Here is a 22502-nt window from a genome sequence, read left to right as displayed (position 1 = left end):
GGGTAGGGTCGTCGCCGTGGCGCTCGCCCTCTACCGCAAGTACCGGCCGGCGACCTTCGCCGAGGTCGTCGGGCAGGAACACGTCACCGTCCCGCTGCGCACGGCGCTGGCCGCCGGGCGGGTCAACCACGCCTACCTGTTCTCCGGTCCGCGCGGCTGCGGCAAGACCTCCAGCGCCCGCATCCTCGCCCGCTCGCTGAACTGCGAGCAGGGGCCCACCGACGAGCCCTGCGGCACCTGCGACTCCTGCGTCTCGCTGGCCCCCAACGGCCCGGGCAACGTCGACGTCGTCGAGCTGGACGCGGCCAGCCACGGCGGCGTCGACGACGCCCGCGAGCTGCGCGACCGCGCCTTCTACGCCCCGGCCCAGTCCCGCTACCGGGTGTTCATCGTCGACGAGGCGCACATGGTCACCACGCAGGGCTTCAACGCCCTGCTGAAGATCGTGGAGGAGCCGCCGGAGCACCTGGTCTTCATCTTCGCCACCACCGAGCCGGAGAAGGTGCTGCCGACCATCCGGTCGCGCACCCACCACTACCCGTTCCGGCTGATCCCGCCCGGCGCGATGCGCGAGCTGCTGGAGCGCAACTGCGCCGCCGAGGGCGCGGTCGTGGAGCCCGCGGTGTTCCCGCTGGTCATCCGCGCGGGCGGCGGCTCGGCCCGGGACACCCAGTCGGTGCTGGACCAGCTGCTGGCGGGCGCTGGCCCGGAGGGCGTGACCTACGAGCGCGCCGTCTCCCTGCTCGGCGTCACCGACGTCGCCCTGATCGATGACATGGTCGACGCCCTGGCCGCTGGCGACGCGGCGGCGGTGTACGGCACGGTGGACGCGCTGGTCGAGGCGGGCCACGACCCCCGCCGCTTCGCCGCCGACCTGCTCGACCGCCTGCGCGACCTGGTCCTGCTGCGCGCCGTCCGCGACGCCCCGGCCCGCGGCCTGGTCAGCGCGCCTGCCGACCAACTGGAGAAGATGGCGGGCCAGGCCGAGCGCCTCGGCCCGGCCGCCCTGACCCGCTACGCCGAGATCGTCCACGCGGGCCTGGTCGACATGCGCGGCGCGACCGCGCCCCGGCTCCTGCTGGAGCTGCTGTGCGCCCGCATGCTCCTGCCCGGCGCCGTCCCCACGGACGCCGTCGCCGACGCGGCCGTCCTCCAGCGCCTCGAGCAGCTGGAGACCCGCGTCGCCGCAGGCCAGCCCGCAGCCCACTCCGGCCCGGCCCCCACCCGCCCCGCCGAACCCGCCCGGCGCACCGCCGAACCGACCCGCACCGCCGAACCGACCCGCTCCGCCGAGCCTGCCCCGACCAGGGCAGCCGAGCCCGGCCCGGTCCGCGGCGCCGAGCCCGGTCCCGAGCGGCAGGCCGCCCGCCAGCAGTTCACCCGCCCCTCCGGCCGCGCCGCCGAAGCGCCCCCGCGGCCTGCCGAGCAGACCCGCGCCGAGGCCCCGCGCCCCGCCGAATCCCTGCGCCCCGCCCCGGGCCAGCCCGCCGCAGGCCGCCCCGCCGAGCCCGCGGGCAGCAACGCAGGCGACCCCGCAGCCCAGCCCGCCCAGGTGGACCCGACCGCCCCCGGCACGATGGACGCCGCCGCGTTCCGCCGGATCTGGCCGGAGGTCCTCGCCGCCGTTCGCACGACCGCCACCAGCCGCAGCACCCACGCGATGCTGCTGCCCGCCGCGGTGCACTCGGTGGAGGGCAACACCGTCGTCATCGGCCACCCGGCCCAGCCGCTGGCCGTGCGCCTGTCCGAGCCCCGCAACGCCGAGGCCATCGCCAAGGCGATCACCGCCGTCGTCGGCGGCTCCTGGCAGGTCCGCTGCATCCACGCCGCCGCAGGCGCCCCCCCGGCCGCCACCCCGGCCCGCCAGCCCGCCCCGGCCCCGCAGCGCCCCAGCGCCGAACCGCCCCAGCGCCGCTACACCCCGGTCTCCGACCTGCCCCCGGAGCCCCCGCCGGAGCCGGAACCCCCACCCCCGGAACCCGAGGACGAGGAAGAACTCCTCGCCGAGGCCGCCCGCACCCCCACCCCACCCGCCGACGGCGACCCCCGCCAGGACCCGGAAGCGGCCATGCTCCAACTCCTCGCCGAGAAGCTGGGCGCCAAGCCGGTCAACTGATCCGCGCCCCGCAGGCAGGAACCCTTGCGCGGCTTGGTCTTCCGGCTCGCCAGGATGGTCCCGTTAGGACAGTCCCCACGCGAGGGCCGCCGTCGTGATCACAGTGGAATGCGGTGCACCGCGGCGGTTTGGGCTACGACCGTTGCCACGCCGTCGTCGGTGGCGAGGGCGATCGCGGTGGAGTCGGGGGTCCAGACCGGGGTGCCGTGGGCCGGGAGGTCGACGGCGCGGAGGAGGTCGCCGGTGCCTGCGTGGTGAAAGCTGACCCGGCCGGAGTCGAGGATGGCCAGGCGGCGGCCGTCGGGGGCGGCGGTGCAGGTGGCGGTGGGGGAGATGCCCGTGACGAGGGGCTCCCAGGTCTCGCGTTCGACGTCGTAGCGGGAGACCTCGCCGTCGGCGGTGGCGATGAGGCGGGTGGAGTCGGGGAGCCAGGTGAGGTCGCGGTGGCCGCCCTCGGCCGGTTCGGGGCAGATCAGGCGGACGTGGTCGTCCTCGGTGACCGGCATCGTGTCGACCAGGACGAGCTTGCGGGGCAGGCGCAGGGCGATGTGGCGGCTGTTGGGGCTGACCGCGGCCGCGCGGACGTCGCCGCCGCGGGTGTAGACCGCGTGGGCCTCGCCGACGAGGACGTTGCGGATCATCACGTCCCACAGGAGGCGGTGGCGGGGGTTGGCGCGGTAGACGACCCGGCCGGGCAGCACGTCGAGCAGCTCGGCCGCGTGCTCGGCGCGCACGAGCTGCCGGGTGCGGCCGCGCTCGCGCAGCATCAGGGCGGGGCCGTCCTGGTAGACGACGTCGCGGGTGCCGGGCAGGTAGCGGGCCGGTCCCGGCCCCGCGGCCAGCGGCGTGGCCGCGCCCGCCGCGTCGAGTTCGAACAGGCCCGCGTCCGTGCCGATCAGGAGGAGGTCGGCGGCGTCGAGCACCCGGTTCCCGGACATGATCTCCACCCTGTCACAGCGGCCCGCACCCGGCTCGGATGGCCCGTCTAAGCTGGGTGGCGTACAGCTTCCACGACCTGGAGGGGGTCGCAGTGTTCCCTGGTGGCGGCACACCCGACATGCAGGCGATCCTTGAGCAGGCGCAGAAGGTGCAGGAGCAGCTCATCGCCGCCCAGCAGGAGCTCGCCGACGCCGAGGTCGAGGGCTCCGCGGGCGGCGGGCTGGTCAAGGCGACCGTCTCCGGCTCCGGCGAGCTGAAGGCCCTGGTGATCGACCCCGAGGCCGTCGACCCCGACGACGTGGAGACGCTGGCCGACCTCGTGGTCGCGGCGGTCCGCGACGCGGGCGCCAACGCCCAGAAGCTGGCCGAGCAGACGATGGGCCCGCTCGCGGGCGGGCTGGGCGGCGGGTTCGGCCTGCCCGGGATGTAGCCGGCGTGTACGAGGGACCGGTCCAGGACCTGATCGACGAGCTGGGGCGGCTGCCCGGGGTCGGCCCGAAGAGCGCCCAGCGCATCGCCTTCCACCTGCTGGCCGCCGAGCCCGCCGACGTGACCCGGCTGCAGGAGGCCCTGCAGAAGGTCAAGGAGGGCGTCGTGTTCTGCGACGTCTGCGGCAACGTCTCCGCCGAGCAGACCTGCCGCATCTGCCGCGACCCGCGCCGCGACCCGACGGTGGTGTGCGTGGTCGAGGAGCCCAAGGACGTGCTGGCCGTGGAGCGCACCCGCGAGTTCAAGGGCCGCTACCACGTCCTCGGCGGCGCGCTGGACCCGCTCTCCGGCATCGGCCCCGACCAGCTGCGCATCCGCCAGCTGCTGGCCCGCATCGGCGGCGCGGAGATCACCGAGGTGATCCTGGCGATGGACCCCAACACCGAGGGCGAGGCCACCGCCACCTACCTGGTCCGCATGCTGCGCGACTTCCCCGGCCTCACCGTCACCCGGCTCGCCTCCGGCCTGCCGATGGGCGGCGACCTGGAGTTCGCCGACGAGCTGACCCTGGGCCGGGCGCTGTCCGGCCGCCGCACCATGTGATGGCCGCCCATGTGATGGCCGCCCAGGTGATGGCCACCCAGGTGATGGCCACCCAGGTGATGGCCGCCCGGACGCGCTGAAAGCGGTGGTCACCCCCGCTGGGATCGCCCGGGACGTCCTGGCCGCGCCGCCCCGGCTCGGCCGGGTCCGGCTGGTCGCCGTCGACGGCCCGTCGGGCTCGGGCAAGTCCACCTGGGCCGACCGGCTCGCCGACGCGCTGCCCGGCCGGGTCCGCGTCGTGCGCACCGACGACTTCGCCACCTGGGACGACCCCGTCGCCTGGTGGCCCCGGCTGGTCGGCGGCGTCCTGGCCCCGCTGGCCGCGGGCGGCCCCGGCCGCTACCGGCGCACCGAGTGGACCGGCGGGCGCCCCCACCCGGGCGCCTGGGTCGACGTCGACGTGCCCGACATCCTCGTCCTCGAAGGGGTCTCCGCGGGCAGGCGGGCCATAACCCCCGCGTTGTCCGCGCTGGTGTGGATCGAGGTCCCCGACCCGGCCGAGCGGCTGGCCCGCGCGGTCGCCCGCGACGGCGAGAGCGCACGGGCGGAGTTGACGGCGTGGCAGCGGTTCGAGAACGGCTGGTACGCGGTGGACCGCACCGCCGACCGGGCCACCCACCGGCCGGTCTGCGGATGATCTTCGTCCGATTACCGGACGCGCACGCCGAAATTGTGACGTTGCGCTCATGAATCACCACATTGAGCTAATTCTGTGGATGTCACTTGGCCGGATCGTGACCTGCGGTAGTGAAGCCGGACCGTAATAAGCGGCTATGGTCCCCACCACACGCCGGATAGCCGCGCGCTCGCAACACGGCCGCGGACCGACAAGTCTCAAGGGGTGGCATGATGCTCCAAACGCGGGTGACCCGACCACGCCGCATAGCCCTGATCGGGCTTGCGGGCGCGGTCGCGGTCTCGTTGTCCGCCTGTGCCGAGTCCGAGCGCGGTCCTGACGCGGGCGGTGGCGGCGAGGGCAAGACCGGCGGCACGCTGGTCTTCGGCGCCGCGGGCGCGCCGTCGAACTTCGACCCGTTCTACGCCTCCGACGGCGAGACGTTCCGGGTCACCCGGCAGCTGTACGAGGGCCTGGTCGGGATCACCCCCGGCACCGCCGACCTGGAGCCGGAGCTGGCGACCGAGTGGTCGTCCACCCCCGACGGCCTGACCTGGACGTTCAAGCTGCGCAGCGGCGTGACCTTCCACGACGGCACGCCGTTCAACGCCGACGCCGTCTGCAAGAACTTCGAGCGCTGGTTCAACCAGACCGGGGCGGGCGCCACCGCGGCGCTGTCCTACTACTGGATCGAGAACTTCGGCGGCTTCAGCGACGGCAAGAACCCCTCGCTCTACAAGTCCTGCACGGCCAAGGACGAGGCCACCGTCGAGCTGGGCCTGACCCGCTTCACCGCGCGGTTCCCGACGATGCTGTCCCAGTCGGCCTTCGCCATCCAGAGCCCGACGGCGATGGACAAGCACAAGGCCAACGACGTCAAGGCCCAGGGCGACAGCTTCATCTTCTCCGAGTACGCCCTCAAGCACCCGACGGGCACCGGGCCGTTCAAGTTCGTCTCCTACGACGAGGCCAACGGCACCATCGAGCTGGCCCGCAACGACGCCTACTGGGGCGACAAGGCCAAGCTCGACAAGCTGATCTTCCGGATCATCCCCGACGAGACCGCGCGCAAGCAGGCTCTCGAAGCAGGCGACATCGACGGCTACGACCTGCCCTCGCCCGCGGACTGGGCCTCCCTCAAGGAGGGCGGCTACAACCTGATGATCCGCGACCCGTTCAACGTCCTCTACCTGGGCATCACCCAGAAGAACAACGAGGCGCTGAAGAACCTCAAGGTCCGCCAGGCGCTGGCCTACGCCATCGACCGGGAGACGCTGGTCAAGTCCGTGCTCCCCGAGGGCGCCGAGGTGGCCAAGGAGTTCTACCCGTCGACCGTGGTCGGCTACGCCGACGACGTGATGCAGTACCCGCACGACCCGGCGAAGGCCAAGCAGCTGCTGGCCGAGGCGGGCTACGAGAACCTGACCGTGGAGTTCTGGTGGCCGACCCAGGTCACCCGCCCGTACATGCCGAACCCGCAGAGCATCTTCGGCGCCATCCAGGAGGACCTCCAGGAGGCGGGCATCACCGTCAAGCCGATCAGCAAGCCGTGGGCCGGTGGCTACGTCGACGACGTCGAGGTCGCCCGCGCCCAGCTGTTCCTGCTGGGCTGGACCGGTGACTACAACTCCCCGGACAACTTCATCGGCACGTTCTTCGGCACCACCGAGAACCAGTTCTGGACCGCGGGCTCGCCGTGGGCCAAGGACCTCGCCACCGCCATCGACGACGCCGACGCGACCGTCGACGAGGCCCAGCGCGAGGCCAAGTACCAGGAGATCAACCGCAAGCTGATGGCCGAGTACCTGCCCGCCATCCCGATCTCGCACTCCCCGCCCGCGATCGTGGTCTCCTCCAAGGTCCAGGGGCTGGTGCCCAGCCCGCTGACCCAGGAGGAGTTCGGCGCGGTCAGCGTCACGAGCTGATCGGCGAGCAGTGCTCCGCTACACCGTTCGACGGGTGCTGCAGCTGGTGCTCGTGGTCTGGGTGCTGTCGGTGCTGATCTTCGCCTGGTTGCGCTCGCTCCCAGGAGGGCCGGTCTCGGCCCTCCTGGGGGACCGGGGCACCGCGGAGACCCGCGCCGAGCTGACCGCGGCACTCGGCCTCGACGACCCGATCTTCGTGCAGTACCTGCGCTTCGTCGGCCGCGCGCTGACCGGGGACTTCGGCACCTCCACCGGCGTCTCGCCGGGCAAGCCCGCCCTGGACCTGTTCCTGGAGCGCTTCCCGGCCACCATCGAGCTGAGCATCGCGGCGATCATCATCGCGCTGGTCACCGCCATCCCGCTCGGCTACATCGCGGCCCGCCGCCGCGGCGGCTGGCTGGACAACGCGGGCGTGGTGGGCTCGATGATCGGCATCTCGATCCCGATCTTCTTCCTGGCCTTCCTGCTCAAGTACGTGCTGTCGATCAAGCTCGGGCTGCTGCCCACCGGCGGCAGGCAGTCGGCCACCATCGACGCCACGCGGGTGACCGGGTTCTTCGTCCTCGACGGCCTGCTCACCCGGGAGTGGGACGCCGCGCTCGACGCGCTGCGGCACCTGTTCCTGCCCGCGCTGGCGCTGGCGTCGATCCCGTTCGCGGTGATCTTCCGGATCACCCGGGCCTCGGTGCTGGACGTGATGGACGAGGACTACGTGCGCACGGCCCGCTCCAAGGGCCTGGCGGGGCGGGTGATCCGCGACCGGCACATCCTGCGCAACGCGATGCTGCCGGTGGTGACCACCGTCGGCCTGCAGACCGGAGCGCTGCTGTCAGGCGCGGTGCTCACCGAGACCGTCTTCGCCTGGCAGGGCGTGGGGCAGGCGCTGGCCATCGGGTTCGAGCGCAAGGACTTCCCGGTGCTCCAGGTGGTGATCATCGCGGCCGCCATGGCCTACGTGCTGGTCAACCTGCTGGTCGACCTGTCGTACGCGGTGATCGATCCGCGCATCCGCACGGCGCAGAAGGGGAGCTGACATGGCGTCGACCCGCGCGACGAAGATCGACAAGCTCGCCGCGGCGGCCGTGCGGCCCGGCCCGGCCGACGGCGGCGACCCCGACGGCGTCCCGCCGGACAGCGGCCTGAGCCTGGCGGCGTCCGCGTGGCGCAGGCTCCGGCGCAACCCGGTGTTCATCGTGGGCGCCGTGGTGATCGGGCTGTTCCTGCTGCTGGCGATCCTGGCCCCGCTGCTGGCCCCGCACGACCCGGGCCTGCGGCTGCTGGAGGACCAGGTCTCCCGCGCCCGCAACGAGATCCCGCCAGCCCAGCCGGGCCACCCGATGGGCGGGGACCAGTACGGGCGCGACCTGTACTCCCGGATGCTGCTCGGCTCCCAGCAGACCCTGATGGTCGCGCTGCTGGCCACGGTGATCGGCCTGGGCGGCGGCCTGGTGCTGGGCACGCTGGCAGGCGCGTTCGGCGGCTGGGTGGACACGCTCGTGATGCGCGTGGTGGACGTGATGCTCTCCATCCCGTCGCTGCTGCTCGCGGTGTCCATCGGCGCGCTGTTCTCCCAGCAGACCCAGTTCACCGTGATCCTCGCGGTGGCCATCGTGCAGATCCCGATCTTCGCGCGGCTGCTGCGGGGGACCATGCTCGGCGTGCGGGAGAGCGACCACGTGCTGGCCGCCCGCGCGCTGGGCGTCAAGCGGCGGGCCATCGTGTTCCGGCACATCCTGCCCAACTCGCTCGGCCCGGTGATCGTGCAGTCCACGCTGGTGCTGGCGATCGCCATCCTCGACGCGGCGGCCCTGTCCTTCCTGGGCCTCGGCGCCGCAGACGACGCGACTCCGGAATGGGGACAGATGCTCGGCAACGCCCAGGACTACTTCGACAGCCAGCCGCACCTGGCGATCCTGCCTGCGGCCTGCATCGTCGTCGTCGCGCTGGGCTTCACCCTGGTCGGGGAGTCGATGCGCGAGGCGCTCGACCCGCGGCAGCGGCGGTGATGGGGATGGCGCTGCTGGAAGTGCGCGACCTGGCCGTCTCCTTCCGCCGCAAGGGGGAGGAGCCCACGGCCGCGGTCGACGGGATCAGCTTCGACGTCCACCCCGGCCAGACCGTGGGCCTGGTGGGCGAGTCCGGCTGCGGCAAGTCGGTCACCTCGCTGGCGATCATGGGCCTGCTGCCCCGGCGCGGCAACGAGGTGACCGGGTCGGTGAAGTTCGAGGGCACCGAGCTGCTCGGGCTCTCGCAGAAGGAGATGGACGAGCGGCGCGGCCGCGACCTGGGCATGGTCTTCCAGGACCCGCTGTCCTCGCTCAACCCGGTCATCCCGGTCGGGCTGCAGGTCGCCGAGGTGCTCCAGCGCCACCGCGGCCGCTCCCGCAAGGAGGCGATGGCCGAGAGCGCCGAGCTGCTCAACCGGGTCGGCATCCCCGACCCGAAGCGGCGCATCGAGGAGTACCCGCACCAGCTGTCCGGCGGGATGCGGCAGCGGGCGCTGATCGCGATCGCGCTGGCCTGCCGCCCGCGGCTGCTCATCGCCGACGAGCCGACCACCGCGCTGGACGTGACGATCCAGGCGCAGATCCTCAACCTGCTCGCCGAGCTGGTCTCCGGCACCGACACCGCGCTCATCATGATCACCCACGACCTGGGCGTCGTGGCGGGGCTGTGCGACGAGGTGAACGTGATGTACGGCGGCAAGATCGTCGAGCGGGCGAAGCGGCACGCGCTCTTCGCCGAACCGCGCCACCCCTACACCGCGGGCCTGCTGGCCTCGATCCCGCGGCTGGACGCGCCGCGCGGGGAGAAGCTGGTGCCCATCCGCGGCTCGGTGGCCGACAACATCCCGTGGAGCCACGCCTGCGCCTTCGCCCCGCGCTGCCCGAACGCGCTGGAGCGGTGCGTGCAGGTCAGCCCGGAGCTGGTCGACGACCGCGGCGGGATGCTGCGCTGCCACAACCCGGTCAAGCCCCCGGTCGGGGCGGAGGTGACGGCGTGAGCGAGCTGGCGAACCAGGGCGACGCCCTGGTCACCGTCGAGGATCTGAAGATGCACTTCCCGATCCGGCGCGGTGTCGTGCTCGACCGCACGGTCGGCTACGTCTACGCCGTGGACGGGGTGAGCCTGCAGATCAAGCGCGGGGAGACCTATGGCCTGGTCGGGGAATCCGGCTGCGGCAAGACCACCCTCGGGCGCGGCCTGCTGCGGCTGGTGGAGCCGACCGGCGGCAAGGTCGTCTTCGACGGCACGGACCTGTCCACCCTGCGCGGCGAGCAGATGCGGCTGATGCGCAGGCGGATGCAGATGGTCTTCCAGGACCCGCTGTCCAGTTTGGACCCTCGCCAGTCGGTGGAGTCGCTGCTGGTGGAGGGGATGCGCGCGCACGGGCTGGACAAGGGCAAGGAGAGCACGGCCAGGCGGCTGCGCGAGCTGCTCTCCGCGGTCGGCCTGCCCGCGACCGCGCTGCGCAAGTACCCGCACGAGTTCTCCGGCGGCCAGCGCCAGCGCATCGGGATCGCCAGGGCCCTCGCCCTGGAGCCGGACCTGATCGTGGCCGACGAGCCGGTGTCCGCATTGGACGTCTCGGTGCAGGCGCAGGTGGTCAACCTGCTGGAGGACCTGCAGGCGGAGTTCGGCCTCACCTACCTGGTGATCGCCCACGACCTGGCCGTCGTCCGGCACATCTCCGACCGCATCGGCGTGATGTACCTGGGCGCGCTGGTGGAGGAGACCGACTCCGACAGCCTCTACGCCGAGCCGCTGCACCCCTACACCAAGGCCCTGCTCTCGGCGATCCCGGTGCCGGACCCGGTGGTGGAGGACCAGCGCGAGCAGATCCTGCTCACCGGCGACCTGCCCTCCCCGGCCAACCCGCCCAGCGGCTGCCGGTTCCACACCCGCTGCCCGTGGCGGCAGCCGACCCGCTGCGACACCGAGCGCCCGGCGCTGCGCGAGATCAGCTCCGGGCACCGGGTGGCCTGCCACTGGGCCGAGGACATCGCGGCGGGCCGCATCGCCCGCCACGAGGTCGAGCCGGTGTTCCAGCCGCCCGACGCCGACGTCGTCCCCGACGTCCCGCTGATCGGCCCGGCCTCGATGACCGAGGCGATGGACCGGCACTAGGGCGCACGAGCCGAACGGGCCCACCTGCTCCGCGGAGCAGGTGGGCCCGTTCGCGTCCCTACTTGTGCGCCCGGTTCACCGCGGACACCACGGCCCGCAGCGACGCGGTGACGATGGAGCTGTCGATGCCCACGCCCCAGAGGATCTGGTTGCCGATGGCGCACTCCACGTACGCCGCGGCGCGGGCGTCGTCGCCGGAGGTCATGGCGTGCTCGGAGTAGTCCAGGACGCGGACGTCGTAGCCGACGCTGGCCAGGCCGTCGACGAAGGCGGCGATCGGGCCGTTGCCGGTGCCGACCACGTCGTGGGCCTCGCCCTCGACCTCGACCACGGCGATGAGCTCGTCCTGGCCCTCGCCGTCGTCGGCGACGCGGCTGCGGCGCAGGCGCAGCGGGGACACCCGGTCGAGGTACTCCCCGGAGAAGATGTCCCACATCTCCTTGGGCGTGACCTCGCCGCCCTCGCTGTCGGTCACCGCCTGCACGACCTGGGAGAACTCGATCTGCAGCCGGCGCGGCAGGCCGAGCTGGTGCTCGGTCTTCATCACGTAGGCCACGCCGCCCTTGCCCGACTGGGAGTTCACCCGGATGACGGCCTCGTAGGTGCGGCCGACGTCCTTGGGGTCGATCGGCAGGTACGGGACCTCCCACGGGAACTCGTCCACCGGCACCTCGGCCGCGGCGGCCGCGGCGCGCAGGGCGTCGAAGCCCTTGTTGATCGCGTCCTGGTGGCTGCCGGAGAAGGCGGTGAACACCAGGTCGCCGCCCCACGGGTGGCGCTCGGCGACGGGGAGCTGGTTGCAGTACTCGACCGTGCGGCGGATCTCGTCGATGTCGGAGAAGTCGATCTGCGGGTCGATGCCCTGGCTGAACAGGTTCATGCCCAGCGTCACCAGGTCGACGTTGCCGGTGCGCTCGCCGTTGCCGAACAGGCAGCCCTCGATGCGGTCGGCGCCCGCCTGGTAGCCCAGCTCGGCGGCGGCCACCCCGGTCCCGCGGTCGTTGTGCGGGTGCAGCGACAGGATGATGGCCTCGCGGTTGTCCAGGTTGCGGCCCATCCACTCGATGGAGTCGGCGTAGACGTTGGGCGTGGCCATCTCCACGGTCGCGGGCAGGTTGATGATCACCGGCCGCTCGACCGACGCGCTCCAGATCGCCGACACCGCGTTGCACACCTCGACCGCGTAGGACAGCTCGGTGCCGGTGTAGGACTCGGGGGAGTACTCGAAGCGGAAGTCGATGTCGCCGTGCTTCTCGGCGAAGGCCAGCACGGTCTCGGCGCCGTCGGTGGCGATCTTCTTGATGCCCGCGCGGTCCTGCCGGAAGACCACCCGCCGCTGCAGGACCGACGTGGAGTTGTAGAGGTGCACGATCGCGCTGTGCGCGCCCTCCAGGGCGTCGAAGGTGCGCTCGATCAGCTCCGGCCGCGCCTGGGTCAGCACCTGGATGCGCACGTCCTCGGGGATGGCGTCCTCGGTGATGATCTCGCGGACGAAGTCGAAGTCGGTCTGGCTGGCCGCCGGGAAGCCGACCTCGATCTCCTTGTAGCCCATGCGCACCAGCAGGTCGAACATGCGGCGCTTGCGCGCGGGCGACATGGGGTCGATCAGCGCCTGGTTGCCGTCGCGCAGGTCCACCGCGCACCACAGCGGCGCGCGCTCGATGCGCCGGGACGGCCAGGTGCGGTCGGCCAGCTCGATCGGCTCGACCAGCTCGTGGAAGGGCTTGTAGCGGTGGAACGGCATCGCGCTGCCGCGCTGGCGGTTCCACCCGGGTTGGTCGGCGGGCACCTCGCGGGAGGGCGTGCGGATGCGGCTGGACCCGGTGGTGAAGGAATCGGACATCAGGGGGCTCCCCGTGCGGTCGGGACGGCGACCGGCGGCAACGCCGAACTCCGCGACGGGGGGCCGGCCTGGATCAGGCCCCGTCGCGGCAGCGAAGCAGGAGGCTGCGAGCCACGCGGCCAGGGTAGCCAGGTCGACCGCGATTGTGGAAACCCGTGTCCACATCCTGGGCGGCGGTACCGGTTGGGCCGATCGGAGCAGTTAGGGATTCGCAGGTCCGGGGCACTTTCCCGGCATGGCTACGCACCGATGGGCCGCCTACCGCAACCGCGGTGCCGCGGCCCGCATCATCACCGGTATCGGGGCGCTGTTCGCGCTCATCGAGGTCGTCTACATCCTGCTCGTGATCCTCGGCGCGAACTCGTCCAACGCCTTCGTGCAGTTCATGGCGTCGATCGCCAAGCCGCTGGCGCTGTTCTTCCCGGGGCTGTTCCCGATCGACAACGACAAGCTCAACATCCTCGTCAACTACGGCCTGGCCGCGGTGTTCTGGCTCGTGGTGACCGGCCTGATCGCCAGGCTGGTGCGCTAGTGCGACACTGCGTCCCATGACGGAGACCGCCCAGGGCGCCACCACCCGCGCGCGTGTGGTCGGCGCCCTGGCCGGCGTCGTGCGGTGGGCCGGTCTGCTGGTGGCGCTGGTGCTGGTCGTGCACGTGGTGCTGGTGATGGGCAACGCCAACCAGGCCAACCCGATCACCGCGTTCTTCCGCGGCGCGGCCGAGCCGCTGTCGCTGGCGTTCAAGGACCTGTTCACCCCCGAGGACCGCAAGCTCGGCGTGCTGGTCAACTACGGCATCGCCGCGGTGTTCTGGCTGGTCGTGTCCTCGGTGGCCGCCCGGCTCATCCGCCGTCTGGGCTGAGGAACGGCGTTCCCCACCCGTCGGTGAAGGACAGTTCGGCCGCGGGCAGCCGCCGCCGCGGCCCGGTCTCGCGCTCCCGGTTGCGCTCGGGCAGCAGCTCCGGGGAGCCCAGCACGCCGACCGCGATCGCCACCAGCGGGCGCACCGACTCGGGCAGGCCGAACTCCCGGGCCACGCCCGCCTTGTCGAACCCGGCCATCTGGTGGGCGACCAGTCCCTCGGCGACGGCCTGGAGCACCAGGTTCTCGGTGGCCAATCCGACGCCGTACTCGGCGTAGGGCACCTCGCCCTTCTCGTTGGCCGTCTGCGCGCACGCGACCAGCAGCGCGCCCGCCCGGAACGCCCACGCCTGGTTGCCGGTGTTGAGCAGCGCCAGCACCCGGTCGAAGGTCGCCGTGCCGCGCGGGCCGACCAGGTAGCGGGCGGGCTGGGTGTTGCCGTACGAAGGCGCCCACCGGGCGGCCTCCAGCATCCGCCGCAGCGCCTGCGGGGGCACCTCGCCGTCGGGGTCGAGGGCGCGCGGGCTCCACCGGCCGCTGATCAGGGGGTGCGGGTCAGATGGCATAGCCCCACGCCGTGATCGCATAGGCGCCGAACCAGGAGCCGAACAGGGCGACCCCGCCCAGGACGGCCATCGCGGTGGCCGGCCGCCGCCGCGCCAGCGCGATGGCGACCGGCACCAGCAGCGTCACCGCCGGGACCATCAGCCGGGCCTTGGAGTTCATCAGGCCGTTGGAGCCCACGTCCATCGCCAGCACCCCCGCCGCGTACACCAGCAGCGGCCACTCCAGCCGCCTGCGCCAGGCGACGACCAGCAGGGCCAGCGCGCCGGCGATGAGCCAGACGGTCGTCACCTCCAGCACCGACCGCGCGTCGGCGAGCACCTGCAGGCCGAAGCGGGCGGTGGCCGCGCCGCCGTCGAAGCGCGAGTCCCAGCCCCGGCTCTGCAGGCTGAACCAGCCGTGCCACTCGCCGGTCCGGGCGCCGACCCAGGCCAGGTAGCCGAGCAGGCCCAGCGGGGCCAGCGCCCCGCCGACCCAGGGCCGCCAGCCCTCCCGCCGGTGCAGCACCGCGACCAGCGCGGCGAGCCCGACCGCCAGCACCAGCGCCGCCGCCGTCGGCCGGACCAGGCCCGCCGCTGCCGTCAGCAGACCGGCGGCGACCCACTGCCGCTTGAGCACGAACACCAGCGCCCACACCGCCGCCGCGCAGAACATGGCCTCCGAGTAGGCCATCGACAGCACGATCGACATCGGCGCGCCCGCGAACAGCGCCACCAGGACCAGCCCGGCCCGCCGCGACCCGCCGCGCACCAGCTCGCCCAGCCGGACCAGGCCGTAGGCGCAGCCGACCCCGCACAGCGCGGTCACCGCCAGCGCCGAGGTCGTCAGCGGGAGGCCCAGGTCGTAGAGCCAGCCGACCGCGGTCGGGTAGCCGGGGAAGAACGCCAGCGGGGTCTGCGCCGTGCGGTTGCCGAAGGCGTCGACCAGGCCGGGCGGGACGCTGCCGTAGCCGCCCGCCGCGATGGCCAGGAACCACTGCCCGTCCCACGAGCGCAGCGCGGCGGCCGGGGTGGTGCCGTTCGGCCCGGCCATCGCCGCCAGCACGACCAGCCCGACGGTGCGCACGCCGAGGAACAGCCCGGCCGGGGCCAGCGCGCGCAGCAGCAGCCTGCGGCGGTCCATCCCCGCGGGCGGTGCGGCGGCCTGCGCGGGAGCCACCTGAGTCGCGGTCACCGACGACCCTCCCTGTTCGGCCAGTGCGGCGCAGTCGGGGCAGATCATCCCAGGTCGGGTAGTGGCGGAGGCCACAGCGGCACGCTGCCGCGGCGGGGCCGACCGGTACCCTGCGCACGATAGGGACGGCGGCCGTCCCGTGCGCGACGTGCTGCCTCCCGCCCCGCGCGGCTTGAGGAGGGTGCAGCCAGTGGCGCTGGTCGTCCAGAAATACGGTGGTTCCTCGCTGGAGAACGCCGACCGGATCAAACGGGTGGCCGAGCGGATCGTGGCGACCCGCAAAGCGGGCCACGACGTGGTCGTGGTGTGCTCGGCGATGGGCGACACCACCGACGAGCTGCTGGACCTGGCCAAGCAGGTGAACCCGGTGCCGCCGGAGCGGGAGATGGACATGCTGCTCACCGCGGGTGAGCGCATCTCCAACTCGCTGGTCGCCATGGCCATCAGCGCCCTGGGCGCCGAGGCCCGGTCGTTCACCGGCTCGCAGGCCGGGGTGATCACGACGTCGGCGCACGGCAAGGCGCGCATCATCGACGTGACCCCGGGCCGGGTGCAGGCCGCGCTCGACGAGGGCCGCATCGTGCTCGTCGCCGGGTTCCAGGGCGTCAGCCAGGACACCAAGGACATCACCACGCTCGGCCGGGGCGGCTCGGACACCACCGCGGTGGCGCTGGCCGCGGCCCTCAAGGCCGACGTGTGCGAGATCTACACCGACGTCGACGGCGTGTACTCGGCCGATCCGCGGATCGTGCCCGACGCGCGCAAGCTCGACGAGGTCACTTACGAGGAGATGCTGGAGATGGCGGCCAGCGGGGCCAAGGTGCTCATGCTGCGCTGCGTGGAGTACGGGCGCCGCTACGGCGTGCGCATCCACGTCCGCTCGTCGTACAGCACCAAGCCCGGGACCATCGTGTCCGGCTCAGTGGAGGACTTGAACGTGGAACAGGCGATGATCACCGGCGTCGCGCACGACCGGTCGGAGGCGAAGGTCACCGTGACCGGCGTGCCCGACCACGCGGGCGTCGCGGCGCGCATCTTCCGCACCGTCGCCGACGCGGAGATCGACATCGACATGGTGCTGCAGAACGTCTCCAGCACCGAGTCCGGCAAGACCGACATCACCTTCACCCTGTCGAAGACCAACGGCCCGACCGCGGTGGCGGCGCTGGAGAAGATCCGCGCGGAGCTGGGCTTCGGCGCGGTGCTCTACGACGACCACGTCGGCAAGGTGTCCCTGGTCGGGGCGGGCATGCGCTCGCACCCGGGCGTGACGGCCACGTTCTGCGAGGCGCTGGCCAAGGCCGGGGTGAACATCGAGATCATCAACACCTCGGAGATCCGCATCTCGGTCCTGATCCGCGACACCCAGCTCGACGACGCGGTCAAGGCCATCCACGACGCCTTCGACCTCGGCGGCGAGGAGCAGGCCGTGGTGTACGCGGGGAGTGGTCGCTGATGGCCCCCACGCTGGCCCTGGTGGGCGCGACCGGAGCCGTCGGCACGGTCATGATCGACATCCTGAACGGCCGGTCCACCTGGCCGTGGGGCGAGGTGCGGCTGATCGCCTCGCCGCGCTCGGCGGGCAAGAAGATCACCGTCCGCGGGCAGGAGCTGACGGTCCAGGCCCTGGCCCCGGAGGTCTTCGACGGGGTGGACGTGGCGATGTTCGACGTCCCGGACGCCGTCTCGGCCGAGTGGGCCCCCGTCGCCGCGGCCCGCGGCGCGGTGGCCGTGGACAACTCCGGCGCCTTCCGCATGGACGCCGACGTGCCGCTGGTGGTGCCCGAGGTCAACCGCGACAAGATCGCCGACCGCCCGCGCGGGATCATCGCCAACCCCAACTGCACCACGCTGTCGATGATGGCCGCGCTCGGCGCGCTGCACCACGAGTACGGCCTGCGCGAACTGGTCGTGGCCTCCTACCAGGCGGCTTCGGGCGCCGGGCAGGACGGCATCGACCGGCTCTACGCCGAGGCGGCCGCTCTGGCGGGCAAGCAGGTCGGCGAGCGCGCGGGCGACGTCCGGGAGGCGCTGGCCGCCGCGGGCCTGCCCGCCGAGTCGCCGTTCCCGGCCCCGCTGGCGTTCAACGTCGTGCCGTGGGCGGGCTCGCTCAAGGAGGACGGCTGGGCCAGCGAGGAGCTCAAGGTCCGCAACGAGTCCCGCAAGATCCTGGGCATCCCGGACCTGAAGGTCTCGGCCACCTGCGTGCGGGTCCCGGTCGTCACCACCCACTCGCTGGCCGTGCACGCGACCTTCGAGCACCCGGTGACGGTCGCCGAGGCGCACAAGCTGTTCGAGGCCCAGCCGTCGCTGGTCCTGGTGGACGACCCGGCAGCCGGGAAGTTCCCCACGCCCGCCGACGTCGTCGGCGGCGACCCGACCTACGTCGGCCGGGTCCGCCAGGCGCTGGACTTCCCGAACACGCTGGACTTCTTCGTCTGCGGGGACAACCTCCGCAAGGGCGCGGCGCTCAACACCTACGAGATCGCCGAAGCCCTGGTCACCGCCTAGGTGGACCGCGGGGCCGCCCTTCCCCGAGGCGGCCCCGCGGTCAGGCCGGGGCGGGGGCCAGCGCCTTGGTCCGCGACAGCGCGAACGCCGTCGCGGCCACCAGCAGGCCGCCCGCGCCCGCCACGACGAACCCCATCGCGGGCGCGGCGTGGTCGACCACGAAGCCCGCGACCGGCGCGCCCGCGGCCGAGCCGAGGGTGAACGCCGAGGACTGCATGCCGGTCGCCTCCCCGCGGTTGCCCGCGGGGGCCAGCCGGGCGACCTCCTCGCCGGTGGCCGCGATCGTCGGCGCGCACACGAAGCTCGACGGCAGCAGCGCCAGCGCCAGCACCCACCAGGTGTCCCCGAGCAGGCCTGCGGGTATCGCCAGCGCGCTCAGCAGGACCATCAGCGTCAGCTGCGGCAGCGGCCGCCGCACCGCGCCGTGCACCAGGCCGCCGATCGCCGAGGCCAGGCAGATCGCGGCGTAGACCGCGCCGGTCCAGCCCAGCTGGCCGCTCTCGCGCAGCGTGGCCAGCGCGGTGACCTCCAGCCCGGCGAGCACGAACACCGCGCCCGCCCCGATGGCCAGCACGGCGACCATCCGCGGCGTCAGCCACTCCCGGCGCGGCACCTTCTCGGCGACGGCCTCGCCCGCCGAGCGCATCCGCGGGTTCATGGCGAACAGGCCCATGCCGACGACGCAGACCGTGACGGCCATGGCGGTCAGCGCGGCCTCGGTGGACACCTGGGTCACCAGGGCGACCGCGGCGGCGGGCCCGATCATGAAGGTCAGCTCGACCGACACCGAGTCCACCGAGTACGCCGAGCGCCGCAGCTCCTCGTGCACCAGGGCCGCGATCGCCTGCCGCCCGATCGACATGACCGGCACCATCACCAGCCCGCCGAGGAAGGCGCAGACCAGCAGGGCCGGGAACGGCAGGAACCGGGCGACCGCCCAGAACAGCGTCTCGCCGACGGTGACGACCACCAGCATGGGCCGCAGCCCGTAGCGGTCGATCATGCGGCCCACGACCGGCGATCCCAGCGCGATGCCGATGGTGCCCGCCGCGCCCACCAGACCGGCCGCGCCGTAGCCGCGGTCGAGCCCCTCGACCACGTGCAGGGTGAGCACCATCGGGGCGGCGGTCACCGGGACGCGGGCGAAGAACATGACGATCATGAGGGCGCGGACTCCCGGGAGGGCGAGCATCGCCCGGTACTGCCGCATGCGCCGATGAGACCTGGCCTCATCGGATCAAAGCAAGCGAATTACCCGGCCAGCGCCAGCCCGGTGCGCAGCGCGCCCGCCGCCTGGGCCGTCGCCTCCCGGAACCGGGTGCCCAGGCCCAGGAAGCTGGCGTAGCCGTGGATCAGGTCCCGCTGGCGCTGCACGGTGACCGGCACCCCCGCCTCGGCCAGCTTCGCCCCGAACGCCTCGCCCTCGTCGCGCAGCGGGTCGAAGCCCGCCGTCGCCAGGTAGGCGGGCGGCAGCCCGGACAGGTCCGCGGCCAGCAGCACCGAGAAGCGCGGGTCCAGCCGCTGGTCGACGTCGGGGCAGTAGTGGTCGCAGAACCAGTCGATGTTCGCGCTGGTGAGGAAGAACCCCTCGGCGAACAGGTCCCGCGACGGCCGCCGCACGCTGGAGTCCGCGCCCGGGTACAGCAGCAGCTGGAAGGCGGGCGCCGGGCCGCCGTCGCGCGTGGTCAGCAGCGAGGTCACCGCGGCCAGGTTCCCGCCTGCGCTGTCCCCGCCCACGGCGATGCGGCCCGCGTCCACGCCGAAGTCGGCCGCCTTGGCGTGGGCGTGGCGGAAGGCGGTCACCGCGTCGTCGACGGCCGCGGGGAACGGGTGCTCGGGGGCGAGCCGGTAGTCCACCGACAGCACCTTCACCCCCGCCTCGCGGGCGAAGTAGCGGCAGGTGTTGTCGTGGCTGTCCAGCGTGCCCAGCACCCAGCCGCCGCCGTGGTAGAAGACGAGCAGCGCGTCGGTGTCGACCGCCGGGGTGTAGAGCCGGGCGGGCACCCCGCCCAGGCTCAGCTCGCGCACCGCGACCGGCTCGATCCGCGGGCCGGAGACCAGCGGCACCGACCGGGCCAGGTTGGCCCGGGCCTGCTCCGGCGTGCCGCGGACGAACTCGTGGTCGCCGAGGCGGTCGAGCACCAGCAGCAGCTGGGCGTCCAGCGCCAGCTCCTGACCGTCGATGCGGACCGGCGGGCCCGCGATGGCCCGGCGGACCCGCTCGGGCAGGGCGAACGCGGCGCGCGCGAAGCCCGCCTGCACGCCGATGGGGACGCGGCTCATCAGCTTCGGCATGACCGGCACGTTACCCGCTGGTAGGCCAACCGGTAACCCGTCTCACACGATCTGGACCTCGACCCCGCTGGAGGTCGTACGGTGCTGGGAGCGGTGAAAGGATGGGTCTGGTGACGGTGACGGTGGTAGGCATCGGCGGGTCGCTGCGCACGGATTCGCAATCCGAGCGCGCCCTGCGCCTGGCCTTGGCGGGCGCGGCCGAGCTCGGCGCCAAGACGACCGCGCTCTCCGGGGCGGACATCGTCCTGCCGTTCTACGACCCGTCGGTCCCCGAGCGCTCCGGACCCGCGCGCAGGCTCATCGAGGAGCTGCGCGAGGCCGACGGGGTCATCCTCGTCTCGCCCGGCTACCACGGCACGGTCTCCGGCCTGGTCAAGAACGCCCTGGACTACATCGAGGACCTGCGCGGCGACGGGCGGCCCTACCTCGACGGGCGCGCCGTCGGCTGCGTCGCCACCGCCTCCGGCTGGCAGGCCAGCGTCACCACGCTGACCGCACTGCGCTCGATCGTGCACGCCCTGCGCGGCTGGCCCACGCCGCTGGGGGCCTCGATCAACAGCGCCGAGGTCACCTTCGACGGCGCAGGCGGATGCTCGGACGAGAAGGTCGCGAGCATCCTGCGCCAGATCGGGGTCCAGGTCGCCGAGTTCGCCCTCAGCGCAGCTTCAGGGCCCGCAGGGCGAAGTACACCTCGATCGCCGATTGCTTGACGGTCTCGGCGACCACGAGCGAGCCGTGCCCGGCGTCGTAGCGGTAGGTCTCGTACGGCGCCCCGCGCTCGGCCAGCCGGTCGAGGTAGTTGTCGATCTGGCGGATCGGGCAGCGCGGGTCGTTCTCCCCGGCCAGCACCAGCACCGGCGCGCGGACCTGGTCGACGTAGGTGATCGGCGACGACTCGACGTAGCGGTCGCGCACCTCGTCCGGGGAACCGCCGAACAGCGCCCGGTCGAAGGCCCGCAGCGGCTCCATCTCGTCCTCGTAGGCGGCCAGGTAGTCCGCGACCGGCACCGCGGCCACGCCTGCGGCCCAGCGCTCGGGCTGGGTGCCCAGGGCCAGCAGGGTCAGGTAGCCGCCCCAGGACGCGCCGTTGACCACGCACCGCGCCGGGTCGGCCAAGCCCTCGGCGACGGCCCAGTCGTGCACCGCGGCCACGTCGGCCAGCTCGGTCAGCCCCGGCCTGCCCTCGATCGCGTCCCGCCAGGCCGAGCCGTAGCCGGTCGAGCCGCGGTAGTTGACGTGCACGACGGCGAACCCGGCGTCCAGCCACAGCGCCCGGTAGGCGGAGAAGCGGTCCTCGTCGGCGGCGTGCGGCCCGCCGTGCAGGCTGAACACCGTGGGCGCGGGACCGTCGCCGTCCGGGCGGGCGACCAGGGCGTGCACCTGGCCGTGGGGGGTGTCGACGAAGGCGTCGGCCAGCGGCTGGGAGCGCGGGGCGCGCTCGCCGGGCGGGGCCAGCAGCACGCGGTCGGTGGCGTCGGTGAACAGCGCGCGGACCACCGTCGCCTCGGCCGCCGACGACCAGGCGTACTCCACGGTGTCGTCCGGGCGGGTGTGCGCCGCGTTGATCGTGCCCGCCGGGGTGTCGAGTGTGGACAGCTCGCCGGTGGCGATCTCGTAGCGGTGCAGCGTGGTGCGCGCCTGGTGGGTGTGCGCGATGAGCAGCGCGGTCCCGTCGAGGTACCAGTCGGCGGTGACCTCGCCGGGCAGGTCGAGGACGATCTCGGTCTCGGCGCCCGCGGCGACGTCCCAGATCAGCAGCTCCTCGCGGCCGCGCCGCTCGTGCGCGACCAGCAGCCGCTGGTCGCCCTCCACCGGGCTGAACGCGATGCCGTCGAGGCCCTTGCCCTTGCCGTCCCACTTCTCGGCGACCGTCGACCCGTCGGCGGTCGAGAGGACCCGCAGCGCCGGGTGCCGGTTGTCGCCGTGCTCGGAGTGCGCGATGGCCAGCAGCGTCTCGTCCTCCGACAGCGCCGACACCCCGGCGTCGTGCTCGCTGCGGTAGACGACCTCGGCATCGCCGTGGTCGCGGGAGAGGTAGACCGCGGTGCCGTCGTCGCCGGAGACGCCGACCGCGCACAGCCGCGAGCCCAGCGACAGCCCGGCCGGGTACCCGGCGGGCACCCCGGGCACCGCGACCTCGGCGTCGGCGCCTGCGGGCCGCCCGGCGAACAGCTCGCGCCGCCACACCCCGAACTCGTCGCCGTCGGTGTCGTCGAACCACCAGATGTGCTCGCCGTCGGGGGAGACGGTGGCGTGGATCGTGCCGTTCGGCCGGTCGGTGACCTGGCGGTGGGTGTCGGTCGAGCGGTCCCAGGCGTAGACCTCCCAGACGCCGCTGGCGTTGGAGACGTACGCGGTGCGGTCGGGGGCCTCCCTGGCCCAGTCCGGCAGCGTCACCCGGGGGGCGCGGAAGCGGGCCCGCCAGCGCTCCTCCGCGGCGTCGTCGGCGAAGAGGCGGTCGGGGACCTCGGCGGCGGGATGAGTGTGGGTCACGCCCC

The 22502-nt window shown here is 73.1% G+C and carries 21 protein-coding genes; 14 read left to right on the top strand and 7 right to left on the bottom strand.

Features of this window, described 5'->3' with window-relative positions:
* Positions 1–16: 16 nt before the first annotated feature.
* Positions 17–2116 carry a DNA polymerase III subunit gamma and tau gene (locus tag ACWEPX_RS05960; protein WP_451895962.1) on the top strand — a complete coding sequence of 700 codons (2100 nt, stop codon included), beginning with the start codon at positions 17–19 and terminating at the stop codon, positions 2114–2116.
* 98 nt (positions 2117–2214) lie between these two features.
* Here ACWEPX_RS05960 and ACWEPX_RS05955 read toward each other — a convergent pair whose 3' ends face one another.
* Entirely contained in the window at positions 2215–3054 is an 840-nt protein-coding gene (locus ACWEPX_RS05955) for a hypothetical protein (RefSeq protein ID WP_451895961.1), read from the bottom strand.
* Between the two features lie 119 nt (positions 3055–3173).
* Between ACWEPX_RS05955 and ACWEPX_RS05950 the strand changes: the two genes are divergently transcribed.
* The 8 genes from ACWEPX_RS05950 (at position 3174) to ACWEPX_RS05915 (ending at position 10756) form a co-directional block, all read left to right on the top strand.
* On the top strand, positions 3174–3485 hold the full coding sequence (locus ACWEPX_RS05950; RefSeq protein ID WP_451895960.1) for a YbaB/EbfC family nucleoid-associated protein: 312 nt from the start codon (positions 3174–3176) through the stop codon (positions 3483–3485).
* 5 nt (positions 3486–3490) lie between these two features.
* Entirely contained in the window at positions 3491–4087 is a 597-nt protein-coding gene (recR, locus tag ACWEPX_RS05945; protein WP_451895959.1) for a recombination mediator RecR, read from the top strand.
* A gap of 85 nt (positions 4088–4172) precedes the next feature.
* Positions 4173–4724 carry a uridine kinase family protein gene (locus ACWEPX_RS05940; protein WP_451895958.1) on the top strand — a complete coding sequence of 184 codons (552 nt, stop codon included), beginning with the start codon at positions 4173–4175 and terminating at the stop codon, positions 4722–4724.
* A gap of 212 nt (positions 4725–4936) precedes the next feature.
* Complete coding sequence (locus ACWEPX_RS05935; protein ID WP_451896174.1) at positions 4937–6628, top strand: ABC transporter substrate-binding protein; 1692 nt, start codon at positions 4937–4939, stop codon at positions 6626–6628.
* A 10-nt stretch (positions 6629–6638) separates the two neighbouring features.
* Positions 6639–7661: an ABC transporter permease gene (locus ACWEPX_RS05930; RefSeq protein WP_451895957.1), complete on the top strand. Its 1023-nt coding sequence runs from the start codon at positions 6639–6641 to the stop codon at positions 7659–7661.
* Between the two features lies 1 nt (position 7662).
* Positions 7663–8634, top strand: a complete 972-nt coding sequence (locus ACWEPX_RS05925) for an ABC transporter permease (RefSeq protein ID WP_451895956.1) — start codon at positions 7663–7665, stop codon at positions 8632–8634.
* Between the two features lie 5 nt (positions 8635–8639).
* Complete coding sequence (locus ACWEPX_RS05920) at positions 8640–9632, top strand: ABC transporter ATP-binding protein (RefSeq protein WP_451895955.1); 993 nt, start codon at positions 8640–8642, stop codon at positions 9630–9632.
* A 50-nt stretch (positions 9633–9682) separates the two neighbouring features.
* Positions 9683–10756, top strand: coding sequence for an ABC transporter ATP-binding protein (locus ACWEPX_RS05915; RefSeq protein WP_451896173.1), 1074 nt, complete (start codon positions 9683–9685; stop codon positions 10754–10756).
* Positions 10757–10814: 58 nt separating this feature from the next.
* Here ACWEPX_RS05915 and leuA read toward each other — a convergent pair whose 3' ends face one another.
* Positions 10815–12599 carry a 2-isopropylmalate synthase gene (gene leuA, locus ACWEPX_RS05910; protein ID WP_451895954.1) on the bottom strand — a complete coding sequence of 595 codons (1785 nt, stop codon included), beginning with the start codon at positions 12597–12599 and terminating at the stop codon, positions 10815–10817.
* A gap of 235 nt (positions 12600–12834) precedes the next feature.
* Here leuA and ACWEPX_RS05905 point away from each other — a divergent pair, with 235 nt between their 5' ends.
* Positions 12835–13131, top strand: a complete 297-nt coding sequence (locus ACWEPX_RS05905; RefSeq protein ID WP_451895953.1) for a hypothetical protein — start codon at positions 12835–12837, stop codon at positions 13129–13131.
* A 16-nt stretch (positions 13132–13147) separates the two neighbouring features.
* Entirely contained in the window at positions 13148–13462 is a 315-nt protein-coding gene (locus ACWEPX_RS05900; protein ID WP_451895952.1) for a hypothetical protein, read from the top strand.
* Here the strand turns inward: ACWEPX_RS05900 and ACWEPX_RS05895 are convergent.
* Both ACWEPX_RS05895 and ACWEPX_RS05890 read right to left on the bottom strand, forming a co-directional pair.
* On the bottom strand, positions 13443–14027 hold the full coding sequence (locus ACWEPX_RS05895) for a nitroreductase family protein (RefSeq protein ID WP_451895951.1): 585 nt from the start codon (positions 14025–14027) through the stop codon (positions 13443–13445). The two genes, ACWEPX_RS05900 and ACWEPX_RS05895, sit on opposite strands and share 20 nt — an antisense overlap.
* Entirely contained in the window at positions 14017–15198 is a 1182-nt protein-coding gene (locus tag ACWEPX_RS05890) for a hypothetical protein (protein WP_451895950.1), read from the bottom strand. Before ACWEPX_RS05890 ends, ACWEPX_RS05895 begins: the two co-directional genes overlap by 11 nt.
* 190 nt (positions 15199–15388) lie before the next feature.
* Between ACWEPX_RS05890 and ACWEPX_RS05885 the strand changes: the two genes are divergently transcribed.
* Positions 15389–16654, top strand: coding sequence for an aspartate kinase (locus ACWEPX_RS05885; protein WP_451895949.1), 1266 nt, complete (start codon positions 15389–15391; stop codon positions 16652–16654).
* Positions 16654–17709 (top strand): aspartate-semialdehyde dehydrogenase, encoded by a 1056-nt coding sequence (locus ACWEPX_RS05880; RefSeq protein WP_451895948.1) that lies wholly within the window; start codon positions 16654–16656, stop codon positions 17707–17709. The genes ACWEPX_RS05885 and ACWEPX_RS05880 overlap by 1 nt, the downstream gene beginning before the upstream one ends.
* Before the next feature lie 40 nt (positions 17710–17749).
* Here ACWEPX_RS05880 and ACWEPX_RS05875 read toward each other — a convergent pair whose 3' ends face one another.
* Both ACWEPX_RS05875 and ACWEPX_RS05870 read right to left on the bottom strand, forming a co-directional pair.
* Complete coding sequence (locus ACWEPX_RS05875; protein WP_451895947.1) at positions 17750–18919, bottom strand: MFS transporter; 1170 nt, start codon at positions 18917–18919, stop codon at positions 17750–17752.
* A 41-nt stretch (positions 18920–18960) separates the two neighbouring features.
* Positions 18961–20004, bottom strand: coding sequence for an alpha/beta hydrolase (locus tag ACWEPX_RS05870; RefSeq protein ID WP_451895946.1), 1044 nt, complete (start codon positions 20002–20004; stop codon positions 18961–18963).
* A gap of 110 nt (positions 20005–20114) precedes the next feature.
* Here ACWEPX_RS05870 and ACWEPX_RS05865 point away from each other — a divergent pair, with 110 nt between their 5' ends.
* Positions 20115–20714: an NADPH-dependent FMN reductase gene (locus tag ACWEPX_RS05865; protein ID WP_451895945.1), complete on the top strand. Its 600-nt coding sequence runs from the start codon at positions 20115–20117 to the stop codon at positions 20712–20714.
* Here the strand turns inward: ACWEPX_RS05865 and ACWEPX_RS05860 are convergent.
* Positions 20659–22497, bottom strand: a complete 1839-nt coding sequence (locus tag ACWEPX_RS05860) for a S9 family peptidase (RefSeq protein ID WP_451895944.1) — start codon at positions 22495–22497, stop codon at positions 20659–20661. The two genes, ACWEPX_RS05865 and ACWEPX_RS05860, sit on opposite strands and share 56 nt — an antisense overlap.
* Positions 22498–22502: the final 5 nt, after the last annotated feature.

The sequence above is a fragment of the Actinokineospora sp. NPDC004072 genome, assembly GCF_053604195.1.
Note: the sequence above shows the minus strand (reverse complement) of the source record. Positions and strands in the feature narration are given on the sequence as shown.

What these genes read in the sequence shown, in the direction of transcription:
- ACWEPX_RS05895 (WP_451895951.1), bottom strand. Translation starts at nt 14,027, where the DNA reads ATGCCATCTGACCCGCACCCCCTGATCAGCGGCCGGTGGAGCCCGCGC.
- ACWEPX_RS05880 (WP_451895948.1), top strand. Translation starts at nt 16,654, where the DNA reads ATGGCCCCCACGCTGGCCCTGGTGGGCGCGACCGGAGCCGTCGGCACG.
- ACWEPX_RS05875 (WP_451895947.1), bottom strand. Translation starts at nt 18,919, where the DNA reads ATGCGGCAGTACCGGGCGATGCTCGCCCTCCCGGGAGTCCGCGCCCTC.
- ACWEPX_RS05905 (WP_451895953.1), top strand. Translation starts at nt 12,835, where the DNA reads ATGGCTACGCACCGATGGGCCGCCTACCGCAACCGCGGTGCCGCGGCC.
- ACWEPX_RS05925 (WP_451895956.1), top strand. Translation starts at nt 7,663, where the DNA reads ATGGCGTCGACCCGCGCGACGAAGATCGACAAGCTCGCCGCGGCGGCC.
- ACWEPX_RS05955 (WP_451895961.1), bottom strand. Translation starts at nt 3,054, where the DNA reads ATGTCCGGGAACCGGGTGCTCGACGCCGCCGACCTCCTCCTGATCGGC.
- ACWEPX_RS05920 (WP_451895955.1), top strand. Translation starts at nt 8,640, where the DNA reads ATGGCGCTGCTGGAAGTGCGCGACCTGGCCGTCTCCTTCCGCCGCAAG.
- ACWEPX_RS05935 (WP_451896174.1), top strand. Translation starts at nt 4,937, where the DNA reads ATGCTCCAAACGCGGGTGACCCGACCACGCCGCATAGCCCTGATCGGG.
- ACWEPX_RS05915 (WP_451896173.1), top strand. Translation starts at nt 9,683, where the DNA reads ATGCACTTCCCGATCCGGCGCGGTGTCGTGCTCGACCGCACGGTCGGC.
- ACWEPX_RS05950 (WP_451895960.1), top strand. Translation starts at nt 3,174, where the DNA reads ATGCAGGCGATCCTTGAGCAGGCGCAGAAGGTGCAGGAGCAGCTCATC.
- ACWEPX_RS05900 (WP_451895952.1), top strand. Translation starts at nt 13,148, where the DNA reads ATGACGGAGACCGCCCAGGGCGCCACCACCCGCGCGCGTGTGGTCGGC.
- ACWEPX_RS05870 (WP_451895946.1), bottom strand. Translation starts at nt 20,004, where the DNA reads ATGCCGAAGCTGATGAGCCGCGTCCCCATCGGCGTGCAGGCGGGCTTC.
- leuA (WP_451895954.1), bottom strand. Translation starts at nt 12,599, where the DNA reads ATGTCCGATTCCTTCACCACCGGGTCCAGCCGCATCCGCACGCCCTCC.